9 protein-coding genes are annotated in these 13,699 nt (G+C 42.8%); 8 read left to right on the top strand and 1 reads right to left on the bottom strand.

The annotated features are described in order from the left end of the window. Positions 1-23: 23 nt before the first annotated feature. Entirely contained in the window at positions 24-2,465 is a 2,442-nt protein-coding gene (locus RS130_RS22660) for a beta-galactosidase (RefSeq protein WP_316027809.1), read from the top strand. Positions 2,466-2,716: 251 nt separating this feature from the next. On the opposite strand, the gene RS130_RS22655 is transcribed toward RS130_RS22660, so the two are convergent. Continuing rightward, entirely contained in the window at positions 2,717-3,031 is a 315-nt protein-coding gene (locus RS130_RS22655) for a hypothetical protein (RefSeq protein ID WP_316027808.1), read from the bottom strand. 547 nt (positions 3,032-3,578) lie between these two features. Between RS130_RS22655 and RS130_RS22650 the strand changes: the two genes are divergently transcribed. From RS130_RS22650 to RS130_RS22620, 7 genes are all read left to right on the top strand, one after another. Beyond that, positions 3,579-5,141, top strand: a complete 1,563-nt coding sequence (locus RS130_RS22650) for a sulfatase-like hydrolase/transferase (RefSeq protein ID WP_316027807.1) — start codon at positions 3,579-3,581, stop codon at positions 5,139-5,141. A gap of 27 nt (positions 5,142-5,168) precedes the next feature. Then, positions 5,169-6,662, top strand: a complete 1,494-nt coding sequence (locus RS130_RS22645; RefSeq protein ID WP_316027806.1) for a sulfatase-like hydrolase/transferase — start codon at positions 5,169-5,171, stop codon at positions 6,660-6,662. A 589-nt stretch (positions 6,663-7,251) separates the two neighbouring features. Then, positions 7,252-10,467, top strand: coding sequence for a TonB-dependent receptor domain-containing protein (locus RS130_RS22640; protein WP_316027805.1), 3,216 nt, complete (start codon positions 7,252-7,254; stop codon positions 10,465-10,467). Beyond that, on the top strand, positions 10,421-10,960 hold the full coding sequence (locus RS130_RS22635; protein WP_316027804.1) for a TonB-dependent receptor domain-containing protein: 540 nt from the start codon (positions 10,421-10,423) through the stop codon (positions 10,958-10,960). Before RS130_RS22640 ends, RS130_RS22635 begins: the two co-directional genes overlap by 47 nt. A gap of 76 nt (positions 10,961-11,036) precedes the next feature. Next, the gene (locus RS130_RS22630) at positions 11,037-11,372 is read left to right on the top strand and encodes a hypothetical protein (RefSeq protein ID WP_316027803.1); all 336 of its coding nucleotides are present in this window, start codon (positions 11,037-11,039) and stop codon (positions 11,370-11,372) included. A 20-nt stretch (positions 11,373-11,392) separates the two neighbouring features. Beyond that, the gene (locus RS130_RS22625; RefSeq protein ID WP_316028128.1) at positions 11,393-12,817 is read left to right on the top strand and encodes an Ig-like domain-containing protein; all 1,425 of its coding nucleotides are present in this window, start codon (positions 11,393-11,395) and stop codon (positions 12,815-12,817) included. A gap of 132 nt (positions 12,818-12,949) precedes the next feature. Then, positions 12,950-13,690, top strand: coding sequence for a hypothetical protein (locus RS130_RS22620; RefSeq protein WP_316027802.1), 741 nt, complete (start codon positions 12,950-12,952; stop codon positions 13,688-13,690). Positions 13,691-13,699: the final 9 nt, after the last annotated feature.

Below are 13,699 nucleotides of genomic sequence, written 5' to 3'. Positions count from 1 at the left end.
ATGAACCACAGTGAGAGAAAATCATGAATAGGAAACTCATAGGAGTATCTATTGCTTCAGCTCTATTGTTTACATCGGCTTGTAGTAATGAAACAAGTAGCAAAGGCACCGCTCCTGAAGTAACAACAGAAGTCGCCGCGTCGAGTATTTCCGGCACCAGTGCTTTAGAACAGCAAGCTCGAGTTAAGTTAAAAACACTTATGAGTATGATGGACCAAGCTCGTGACAAAAACATTGATGTAGCCAGAGAGGAAACTTTAGTTTGGTTCTCTGAACAGTTTCTTAAATTCGCCAATTGGGATGAAGCGAACCCTGATACTATCGAAAAGGCCTTTGGTTACGAACGTTATTATGCGGCTGATAAAGAGCAACTGGCAGCAGACTTACCAGACTTTGAACGCCGAAAAGTAGTAGAAATGTTGGACAAAGGCATTGATGTGTTAGGTCAAGAACTTAGAGGCGAAATTAAGCGTCGTCCGGTTAATAAAGTTGATTGGCAGGGCACTAAAGCCGGGGACAATATGTTTATCAGTAATGGCAAACCTATATTTCCATATGATTACTTTTCTAAAACGGTCGGCCAACCGTTGACCAATACTGATGTATACAATGATCATTTAGGCGCCCTTTATCATGGTGGCGAAAATCTTTACCCGGTTGATCATGACCGAGCGATTAATTCGTTCTTATTGAAAGAGGACGGTACCTTTGATCAAGAGCTAATGAAAGAGTTGACCGACATACCGGATACCAATGTGGGCTTTTTGTATTATTGGATCATGGGTATTCCTGAGTGGGTTGAAAAGCAAGAGCCAGAAGTACGCATAGGTCGTTCTTTGTTCACCGGTTTTGATATTGATAACCCTTTGGCACGTGACGTTTGGGGGAAAATTATTCGAAGAACAGGTGAGCTGACGAAAGGTAAAAAGGTAACTGAGTTAGGCTTTGTATTAGCTAATGAACCCCACTGGTTTGCTGAAAAAGACCACTGGACCTATCGCTTCCAAGAAATGAACGATATTTCTTCTTATACCTTAAACAATTTTCGTCGTTGGCTGGAAGATAAATATGCTGGAGATCTTGCTAGCTTAAATACCAACTGGGGAAGTTCGTTCGCTAGTTTTGACAAGGTGGATATTGAAATTCCTATTGATTCTGCGTTACAAGGTCAGCCAATTTGGTACGACTGGACGCGTTACAATATGGATAGAAGCACCAACTGGTTTACCTATGTGCAAAATGAACTGCATTCTGTCAACGCAGATGCTGATACTCATATTAAAATTATGCCACGTATGTTTATGGAAAATGCTCGTTCTGGTGGCATCGACACCGAGGCGTTAGCCGAACTCACTACTATGGTGGGACATGATGCTAAATCATTTGGTAGTAAAAATATCAGACCCGGTAAGTCTTCAAAGTGGCTTGAAAAATATGCTTATCATTGGGGTTATGTTGCTATGTTCCATGACTTTATGGAATCAGTTGCACCAGACAAAATTAATGTTAATTCTGAGTCTCATTTCTTGTCGTCAGGTCAATGGCGTGACCTAGATACACGTACCAGTTATGTGCGTAGCGTATATTGGTTGGCTACTTTGTTAGGAATGGACGCCAATATGGGATGGTTCTGGGCTCGTGATCCAGACGGTTCGCCTGAAGATCGCTTAGAAGGCGACCTAGACTTTTTTGACCCCGGACTTGGTGGCGCCTATGCAGGTTCAAACAATATGCAGCCTCATGTCACCAATGAAGTAACACAGGTTATGTATGACCTAAATAGTTTCTCAGAAGAAATCATCGAGCTACGAGAGCAACCGCGCCCGTTGCGTTTGTTTTACTCTGAAACAACAGCTATCAATATTGATGACTACATGACCAAAGGTTATGAACTCTATGAAGCACTTTTCTTTGAAGGTTTCCCTATGGGGTTTGTCACCAAAAACATTATTGAGAAACAAGACAATAACAGTTGGGACACGGTCGTTGTTTATAACAACGAATATGTTAACGATGCTGAATTTGACGCGCTACAAACTTACCTAAGTGCTGGTGGCACAATCATTGTGGATGCAAAGAGTTTGACGATGAATGAATATGGTCAAAAACGTGCCAAAAAATTAGTAGCAGGAAAAGGTAAGCTTATTACCTTAGATGCCGATGCTGATATTGCCAAAATTAAACAACTTGCCCTTGCTGAAGTGGCGGATAACATGCCAGACGTTGTTATTGCTGAAGACAACGGTGTCGCGCATAAAACCACTACTTGGCGTACAGTCAAGCAGCCAAACGGCAGTTACTTAGTGAATATCTTAAATGTAGGTCACAATACCGCTAAGTTGGATTTAACGCTAAGAAATGGCAAGTCAGTAGCTATCACCGATATAATGACTGGCAATACGCTAGATCCTAAATTTGAATTGGCATCTGAAGGGGTATTGTTGTTAGAGGTAACACCTCAATAATCGAGCCATTCTGATTGCTATTATCAAGCCCCCGAGAGAAGTTGGCTCACGGGGGCTTTTTTGTTGGTCGCTAGACCTTGTTAAGAGAAATAGCAAAGTCATTCAACAGCGAATACCCGTTGCATACATCCCCAGCTTAGGGCGGGAGCATCTGTTAAAAAAGTGAAAAGTAAGATTGCTGATTGCTTAACATAGCCACTGTTTTCTTGGCGTAGACACATCATTCTGGATGGCGCTATCTGTTCAGAGGATTATGCATATTTCCCTTTTGCATAGAAAAGACAAGGTAGGGGTAAGAAAGAGACAATAGACAGGCCTACTATAAAACCTATCAAGCCGATTAATTGTAAATATAAAAGAAGCGAAATGATAAAAATCGCTACGCCAGTCATTGAAATACTATGCCCAACAAATTTTCCAAAACCATCTGGGTTAGCTAATTTGGATTGGTCAACACCATTGATCCAATGGCGCTTGCCTTTTAGTGCAATAAAATATCCCGTTACAATTAGCGGTAAAACGCCGACAGTAGTGGTGATTATAAAAATAACTAACAGCATATCCATACCAAATATTGATCATTTATTGTTTACAATTTGTATGCATAACTTCTCAGGTCAGTGATGCAATCTCAATACTAGATTTCAAGCTTACCTCCTTTAGTGCCGAATTTGGGAGGGGACCATCACATCAGGTTAAATACTAGCAGTCAGTCTCAATATTTTTGCAATGTCATATCACAGTCTCTAGGGGCTAGAAACGCACGTGCTTTAGATGTGTATGAGATAAGAGCAATAGGCTAACTGGCACACTGCGTGTTTCTGTGGCTGATACGAGGTCGTTGTGGTCAATTGTGCTATTGCCAAGTGCGACTTCTGTTAGCTGTTATTGCTGCCGTTTATAGTTTGGTTGCATTGTTACGTACTGCGCAGCAGCGTTACCGCATTACCTTTAATGCCCTCAGTTGTTAATTATAGGTTTTCTGTTTGTTGTAAATTTGGTTTTATTTTTAAACATAGTATGTTTAAATAGATATTACTTATTGTGATGTTGAAATTAGAAACTAGATGAGTTGGATCATTCGAAAATTGATAATTTTTAGGGCATAAAAATATGAGCTTCAATGTAATAAAACGAACGTTATTGGCAATGTGCATTGTCAGCCAAACAGCCTGTAGCGCGGTAGATAATACTGCGCAAGCTACTGGCCCCTTGCAAAAGGATAAACAACCAAATGTATTGGTTTTAATGTTTGATGATATGCGATTTGATACCTTTTCATATCGTGGTGGGCCAGTGAACACACCTAATATTGACGCCTTGGCCGCTGAGTCTGTGCGCTTTGACAATGCCATGACCACAACAGGGCTATGTTCTCCCTCAAGAGCTGCCTTTTATACTGGTCGTTGGGGGCATAAAACAGGGTTAGATGATAACGTTGAGCTGTATCACACTCGACTCGCTGAACTTGATTTAAAAGAAGGCGGGCTAATTCGTAGAGCCTCAGATGCAGGCTATTTTGTTGGGCACGTAGGCAAATGGCACTTAGGCGCACGCGGCACAGAATTGCGTGGGGCTGAATTTGATGAAGGGCAAGGACATGAACCCAGAGAGCGATTTAGTCGCGTGTATACACCTTACTCAAAGGTCAGCCAAGTTGAAGGTTACTATCAAGGTAAATTAGACAAAGGTAATGAAAAGCACGAGTACTACAAAACGCTTGACGGGACCTATGAAGATACTGAGGCCTACAAAAAAGTAGTGTTGGGTAAAGCCATGTTGAAAAAAATGGCGAAAGACCAGCGACCCTTTTTCGGTGTGGTCAGCTTTAATCAGCCTCATCCGGCCTATCGAGTGCCAGAACCCTACGCCAGCATGTACGATCCAGCCACACTTGAGTTACCCGCGAACCACTTGGCAAAACGGGTAAACAAACCGCTGGCTCAAGGTGGAATTTGGTGGCCTTGGCATGATGTGGGTCATATGAGCGATTTGGATTGGAGAAAGTCTCGCGCTCATTATTACGGCGCGATAGCCATGGTCGATCGGATCGTTGGGGAGTTATTACAAACGGCTAAAGAAGAAGGAATTTATGATGATTTACGTATCGTGCTTTGGGGCGACCAAGGCAGTATGTTAGGTGAGCACGGCCTATACGATAAAGGCCCCTATGCCTATGATGAACTAATGCGTATGCCACTATTAATCCGTGATCCAAATATCACCCCTAAAATTGTAAAGCGCCAAGTGTCTATGTTGGATGTGACGCCAACCTTGGCAGAGTGGATGGCATTGAAACCAGATGGTGACGTCGATGGCCATACCTTAACTCCACTAATGAAAAAGGGTGATCAAGCAGAAGCTGGACAGCCAGACACGGCATTGTATGCCTATGAATGGTACAACGGCTCATGGTTTGGTATTCGTGCTATTCGTACTCCTGAATTCAAATTTGTGTGGAACCTAGGTGATAATCGAGATGAATTTTATGATCTGGCCAACGATCCGTTGGAACTCAACAATTTGATCAAGCATAAGGGCTATGAAAAGCAACGTAAAGAAATGGTGACCTTACTAAAAGCTGAATTGGCTCGTGTAGATGATCCTTCTTTGAAAATGCTTACCTATCACGCTAAGGCATATTTAGATCCGCAGCAAAAACAGTCAGCACATTAAGTTAAAGTAATGATGAGAAAGACATTTATGAAAAAGTTATCGATGAAAAAAATGTGTATGTTGTCAACGTTATTAGTCACAACATTTGGGGCCACAATTGCCATGGCCAATGAGGGGCAAGCAAAGCATGCCGAACGACCCAATATTTTGGTGATATTAACTGACGATATGGGTTATGCCGATGTGGGCTTCAATGGCAGTCAAGACATCAAAACGCCTAACTTAGATCAATTGGCTGCAGAGGGCACGACTTTTAGCTCTGCATATAATGTGCATCCGTTTTGTGGGCCAAGTCGAGCTGGACTATTAACAGGGCGTTATCCACATAAGTTTGGCTCACAGTTTAATTTGCCTCGCTCAAGTCGTTCTGGCGGATTGGGGATCCCAGTAGAAGAAACATACATGAGCAAAGTATTACAAGATTCTGGATATTACACGGGGGCAATTGGCAAATGGCATTTAGGTGAAGAAGCGCAGTATCATCCAAATAATCGTGGCTTTGATGAATTTTATGGTTTCTTAAATGGTGGTCATGATTATTTTCCGGACAAATTCAGCAAGCAATATAATAGCCAGCGAAAACAAGGATTAGACCACGCAATATTTGGTTACTTACGTCCGTTAGAGCATAACGGTAAAGAAGTAGAAGAAACGGAATACGTAACAGACGGCTTATCTCGCGAAGCGGTTAATTTTATTGAGGCGGCTGCTGAAGATAAATCTACACCTTTCTTTTTATATTTAGCTTATAACGCCCCTCATTCTCCGATGCAGGCCAAGGCAGAGGACATGGCGCAGTTTCCAAATATAAAGGATAAAAAGCGCAAAACCTATGCGGGTATGGTGTATGCGGTTGATCGCGGGGTAAAGCGTATTGTTGACTCTTTAAAAGCGACCGGGCAATTTGAGAACACCTTAATTGTGTTCTTTAGTGACAATGGCGGTAAACCTAATTTAGGGGCTGACAATGGACCACTTAGAGGGCGTAAGGGAGACGTGTTGGAAGGTGGCTACCGTACGCCAATGTTCTTCCACTGGCCTAATAAAGTACCGGTGGGTAGAAAATTTAACCATCCGATATCGACCTTAGATTTATTTCCTACTTTTAGTCATCTAGCCAATGCCAAAGTACCTAAAAGTAAAAAGTTAGATGGCAAGGATATTTTACCTAGCATTCAAGCCGGAACTAATCCTAGAGCGGGCGAAATGATTTATGCCGTACGTCATCGTTTAGGTTTTTCGGAAGCGGCGGCTCGAAAGGATAATTGGAAAATTATTAATCGCGGCGAACTTGATAACAACAACCAGTGGCAACTGTTTGATGTGGATAAAGACCCCTCTGAAACAAAGGATCTAGCAGAAAAACATCCATTGTTAGTTCGTGAAATGGTGGCTGAAATGGAAGCATGGAGTTGGACAAACATTCAACCTAAATGGTTCCATATTCATCAAGAAGGAACGCAGTGGCGTGAACAATCTATGCCTAGATTTCACGAAACTTTTAGTTTGAGTACGAAATAACCATCCTAGTGTAAGCATGGCGTTAGGTTTTAAAGGCAGTCTGTAAATAGACTGCCTTTTTTGTTTGTCTTCTATGTCGTTGACGTTTTTCTAATTGAACCAATCCGTATTGCTAAGTGGCTACTCACGTAACATTCGCCGGCAAGCAATGGCCCAGCGAATTTTGTCCCCTGTTTTCGGTATTTGCAAAGGAAAAACTATTGTCAATGCCATTTCAGTTCTGAAAAAACTTCGGGCTGAATTTGATAACAGCAGGTATCAATGTGGGTGGGTAGTGGCCTCGCGCAGATCTCATTTATTCACCAGACTTGTTAACTCTCTGTTATAAAAGTATTGCAAGTGCAAACATCATATGTTTATATAGATTTAATTAATATGATTAAGGGACGAATATGTTCAACCGATCATAATTAATTCAAATTCTTTGGGGTTAATTGAATTTGGGGTTAATCGCTAACCCGCTCTAAAACACAGAAAATTCTGTTTAGGCAGATAAACACATGACTCAATACCGTATATGCGGCGATAGGTAATCGGGTGTGAAGTCACCGGAATACCCAAATAATTGATATGAACGTGGAGAGACCACATGAAGTACAACTTTAAACTAAATACAATATCAGCAGGTGTGCTTGCGTCACTTATGGCTTTGCCATTAATTGCTCAAGAAGCTGAAACAGCCAATACTCAAACAGACGATGACATTGAAGTTATCGAAGTCAGTGGCTTTAAGAGTAGTTTACAAAAAGCCATGAATGCGAAGCGTTTTGCAGACACAGTGACTGATTCAATTCATGCAGAAGATGTAGGTAAGTCAACCGACCAAAACATCGCAGATGCCTTGTCTCGAGTAACAGGTGTTACCGTGCAAGAAGAAGCAGGTGAAGGAACCCGCATTTCAATTCGTGGTGCCGGTCCTTCGTTAAACCAAATTTCGGTTAACGGTGTTGCACTAACTGGTGGGTTAAGCACTGACGGCTCTAACGCCGGTGCAACCAACGATAACAGTGTTGATTTAAGTTCTTTCTCTTCAGATATTTTGTCATCAATTGATGTGGTGAAAACAGCCGCAGCTGATCAAGATGAAGGTTCACTAGGGGGCAGCGTTACGTTACGTACTGTACAACCTCTAGATCTTAAAAAGTCTCGTCGTTCATTTACAATTGAAGGTCGCTACAATGAGTTCTCAGATGAAACCGATTCCCGAATGAATTTCAGTTTTTCTGACAAATTCATGGATGAAAAATTAGGTTTCATTATTACCGCCTCAAAAGATAATCAGAAAACCCGTCAAGATCGAATTTCTACTGATTGGAGCGAAGGCGTTTTGCCTATCGCTGACTGGGAAGCAAACTCTGGTCGAAAGGCGACAGATTTAGCAACTGGCCAACCTATTCGTGTGTTGAATTATCTGCGTGATGACGAAGGTGGCTACATGTTAGATGAAGGTGGTAATCGAGTGACCGAGTCAATCGATACACTGACTAATTATGATGCATCTAGCCAAACCTTACATGAAGGTGACCTATATGTTGCAGCCCGTGAAATTGTTGATTTTGGTCTCAATACTGATGAGCGTGAACGTTTGTCTGTTTCAACAGGGATCCAATATCGCCCTACAGACAATCTTGATATTCAGTTAGATCTCACGCATACAGAACAAGACATCTTTCAAGACAATCAATTGCTTCGCATGAACATTGCTCCGGTCAATCAATTACTAGCTGATACCGACGTAAATGTGGTTGACCGATCAACCAATACCCTCGAAAAATCATTTGGCCGAGCGATTACCGGTGGTTTTTTACGAAATAATGGGTTACGTGAAGTAGACACCGATGTGGCTTCTTTACGAATTGACTACAGCATCAACGACGACCTAAATATGAAGGTACTAGCTGGGTACTCACGAACAACAGATGAAACCCCTGACCAAGGCGAAGACAACCGATTTATTAGTATTGGTACTAATACTTGGGGAACAGCGGGTCGTGAAGCGGTTATGGCTATGCCAATATATGAAGATGTAGGTTACGACTGTACGTCTGGTAGTTTGGCGGACTGTAGTTACTTTACCGGCACAACACCGGGTGAATTTGACGCCTTAGACGGTACAGCCAATTTAGTGACGAGTCGTTTCAACCCATTTGATATGCAGCACAATCACTTAGGTGCATTGACCTTACGTAACAACAAATTAAAAGATGAAAGTAAGTCACTATTTGTTGATTTTGACTATGCGCTAGACAGTGACTATTTCACCTCAGTTGAATTTGGGGTGAAGTGGTCGGATCGTGCGAAATCAGTACACATTCAAAATTTAACCACGACCAATGGTCAAGAGCTTTATGATCCAGACGATCCTGATGCCACTGTCGATCCTCGAGGATTAGGAACGATTAAATTGTCTGATATTTTGTCGGGCGAAGCCTTTCCATTTGATAATTTTGCTGAAGATATTCAAGCAGACCGTGATGCAGCCTTTTTTGGTGGCTGGCCAATGCTCAGTTCGGAGCGTGCTTTAGAATTGGTCGGTGGCAAAAAATCAAGTGATTTGGCTATTCGCGAGAGTAATGCAGGTAGCCGAGATATTCAAACAGAAACCACAGCCGCTTATGTTAAAGTGAATTTTGAAGCTATGGATGGCCGTCTAACGGGTAATCTTGGTATGCGTTTCATTAAAGATAAGTCCGAAGCGACAGGTTTAGGTGGCATTGACTTTATTCGTCCGCCACAAATGATTGACCCATACGATTTATTAGTGACACGTCAACTAGGTAATATGGACTTACCGGCCTGTCCAGATGCCGCCATGGGCCAATACCTTGGCAACAATGATGTGCGTGGCATACCTGCTAATGATGACCAGTTGCGAGATTGCTGGGCATGGCAAGTGACTCATGCCTTTAACCGTACTGACGAAGGCACGTTCCCATACGACAACGAAACGGGAGAATGGTTGGTTAAAGGGGCTGATGGTCAAACCGGACCGGATGTTAACCGTATATTCTTTGCTGATTACACCAATGGCATACCTGTCATTACTCAAAACAACGAACTGCCAGCTCAAGTATTCGACAATGACGGAAACCTAGTCGATACCAACGCAGGCTTATGGTTGAGGTTTGGTAGTGCCGGGCAAATTTGGCCTTGGATTGACCGCACCACTACATTTACTACGCCACTATTTGATGATATTGGAGAGCAAGTTCGTAGGCGTACTGCGCTAGTAACCAACACTGGTGAAAACGACATGGTTCTACCTAGCTTGAATTTAAACTACGCAATTAACGAAGAAATGATCGGTCGTTTCGCTATTAGTCGAACTATGACTCGTCCACGTTTTGATTCACTTAATCCTAGAACACAGTTGACTGAAAACCAGTGGGGAGCGTCTTATGGTTCTGCCGGTAATACCCAGCTGAAACCGCTCGAATCAACTAACGTAGATTTCTCGTATGAGTGGTATTTCAACTCATCGAGCATGGTGTCTGTTGCTTTGTTTTTCAAGAAAATGGAAAACTTCGAACAGTCAGTGTTGATCCCTTATCACTACAAAAATGTTAAAGAGGACTACAACCTAGAAAGTGCAGATTTATTGCTAGATTTTGATCCTAATCGAGCGCCTGGTGATGAGGATAACTGTATGCCGCTTCGTTATTCAGCTGGCTGGATTTCTCAATGGACCCTTGAGTGTGACGTTGTTAACGTCAACACAGTGCGTAATGGCGCTGGTGCCGATATCCGTGGTTTAGAATTTGGTTACACTCAAAACTACGACTTTTTACCTGTACTATTTATCTAGCTTAGGGGCAAGTGTTAACTACACTTACCAACATTCAGAAAATGAAGTAGAGGAAATCGGTACCACGGGTCGTTTCTTTAAGCCTTTACCACAACCTTATACGCCTAAACACTCTGCTAACGTAACATTATTTTGGGAGCGTGATGGCATTCAATTACGTTTAGCTAATCGTTATAACGACACTCAGTTAGTGAATGACGGTGGTGCCGATGGCGCCACATGGCAAGACGCCACTAATCGTTTGGACTTTAGCTCAAGTTATCAAGTGACGAAAAACATCGCGATTACTTTCCAAGGACTGAACTTAACAGACGACACTCGTCGTGTGTTCTTTACTACCAATGGTGCAACCGATGCGACAGACGGCAACAATCAAACGGTTGTTTTAGAAGAAGGAAATGTGTTGGAAGATTCTAGCATAACGACTTCTCGTACCGCGGCTGAGTTCAAAACAGGACGTCAGTTCCGTGTTGGTATCCGAGGCACTTTCTAAGCGTAATTTATTAAAAATGAAAATGAGCGAGTGGCTATTGTGCTACTCGTCACTTTAAGAATTTTGGAGAAGTAAGATGAAAAACAACTTACTAGTTAAAACGGCGATCGCAGCTTCTATCGTATCGGTGCTAAACGCCTGTTCTGGTGTGGACGAGGGGTATAATCCCAACTTTAACAGCACCTCTGGCGTGACTTATAGTGATGACAAAATTACTGTCATGCTGACTGAAGAAACCGGGTCGCAAAGTATAGACTTATTGGCAGGTGCTACAATTGATGGTAAGGCTGCCAGTGACTTTGACGGCACAATTTTTATTAATCAAATAGAAATATTGGCATCTAACAACTTTTTACACCGCAAGCACCCAGCGTATCAACGCCCAATCAAACCATCTCACCTTTTCAGTTAGCTGCAGATGGCACAAGTTTGATGGTCGATACGGATGCGTTTGCACAGTCATTGCGTAAATGTGACGACACTGATAATCGTGGTGCAAGAGACGCTGATGACAACATTATTGGCGACGGATTTCCCGATTTTCCATCGTCTGTTGTGTACACCATAAGCTATGTAGTTGATAACGGCTTGAAACTAGCGCCAGGTACTGAGTCCGAGCGTCGTCAATTAGAGGTGACTATTACTGCTAATCATGACCCTGTTTCTAGTGTTATTGCCTCTGCAGTAGAATTGCCTGCTGGTGGTGAAGCCACAGTAGTGGCCTCAGCTGTGCCAGCTTATGCATGTAATGCTAATTTGAACTTTTCAGTGGCAGATACAGATATCGCAACTGTCGATGCTAATGGCAAGCTTACTGGGGTAGGAACAGGCACCACGACAGTGACTGTGACCAGTGAAGACAACCCTGATGCGAGTGCCACAGCTGATGTCACGGTGACAGCGGCCTTTAGTTTAGCCATCAGCAACGATGATAAGGATTCTCTCGGTGCCTCTACCGGAGCGAAAGAAATTCCAACATGTGTGACGGCAGGTATTAAAGTTGAACCATCAATGATTAATGCTGAATTGAATGGTGCCTATACCTATGACTGGATGTCTTCGAACGATTCAGATGTGACCTTTTCACAAAGCATAGCCAGCGGTTTTGGTGCTTTTGGTGCCTTTAAGGCGGCAACGACTGTTGGTGCAACTTCTGAGATTTCGGTGGACGTGGCGACGGGTGATACAGGTGCTACTGCCATTGCTGACGTGGCGGGTAAGTCAGTAATGGTGACGACCGTTAAAAATGAAATGTGTGAGCCAGGTGAATCTTTGCATGCAGCTGGTTTTAATACGGACTTCAATTTAGACGGCGCCGGTGCGGGTTACGGTGGAGGTGGTAGCGCCACTGCCAATGCCGAATCTGTAACCGGTACAGGCAGTTCTCTGCAAATCACGGCAGGGGCACTTATGAGTGCTGACAATGAGCCTTATACTTGGGTCGCTCAACAGGTGTGGAATAAACAACGCAACTGGTATAGCTGGAATTATGGTCGTGGTGTGGAGTCTATTGGCAAAACCTATAAATACTCTGTATGGGTTAAGTTAGCCAAGGTACCTGACTCTCCCATCACGGTTAAACAGGTTATTACGCCTTGGGTTTATGAAGGTATTCCAGCAGGTGCCGCTGGCTTTGGTGGCCGTCGTGGTGGTGCGGGGGTATTGACGGCAACACTTGAGTCATCAACCGAATGGCAATATGTGGAGTTTGTGAACGAAGCGACCGATGGATTTGAGTGGGAAATTCCAGCGACTTGGAATGTGGTCACCGATGTATTTACCTTATGGGAAGTGTATGGCTTGCCCCAAGGTGAAACCTTGTTGCTTGATGAAGCAGGGGTCGTACAAACTAAATAACCCAACTGCAGGTTAAATTTAGTAGGGGCTGAAAAATGCCAGTGTTGTAGGTATTTGTTTGTTAGCCCCTTTATAAAAGCCACCTCTAGGTGGCTTTTTTACTTCAACAATTATAGTTTTGAGGAAAATACCATGAAGATTCAAACCTACTTTAGCGCGCCTCTGGTAACGTTGATCTCAGCTTTGCTGTTTTCTACTTTGGTGTTAGCTGATGAAGACCAGATCAATCACTTTTCGATTCAAGAAAAAATAGGTTTTAAGGAGACGCCTGTGGTCAATATTGAGGTGTCGGTTAGTAAAAAACGTGATCTACATGTTGCGGTCGTGAATACTGAGGGCTGGAAAACCGTAAAAAAAGCGACTAAACCAATTAAGCAATCCGGTAAGTTTCATTTTGAATTACCCATAGCCGACCTCCAGCCGGGCAATTATAGGGTAGATGCTTACCTCACGCCCAGACGTAAAGATTGGAATGATAGAATTTCTGAACCAGTTAGACAAAATATGACCGTTATTAACGAGCCCCAATTCAAGGTCGTAAAGAAGTTGACCTTTGCGAAGCAAGATAAAATTAAAAAGGTGGAGTTCCCTAAGCAAGTCGTGGGTTCACAGGCGGTTGATTTACTCATCAACTATGAAGTGACAGAGGCAAGAGATTTGCACATAAAGTTACTAGACAGCGGTAATTGGAAAGAGTTTGGCGCGCTAAAATTTCCCGTGGCTGAGAATGGCCAAATCACTATCCCCTTAACTGATATGACAACTGATTTTCCCGCTAGTAAATATGCATGGGTAATATTCTTAACTGAGAGAAGTAAGTCAGAGCCTATCAGCAAAAAGCAGGGTAAACACTTTTTGTTAATTAATGACTAAGTGTTGACT

The organism is Paraglaciecola aquimarina (assembly GCF_032464635.1).
In the GTDB taxonomy this organism is placed as follows: Bacteria; Pseudomonadota; Gammaproteobacteria; order Enterobacterales; family Alteromonadaceae; genus Paraglaciecola; species Paraglaciecola aquimarina.
Note: the sequence above shows the minus strand (reverse complement) of the source record. Positions and strands in the feature narration are given on the sequence as shown.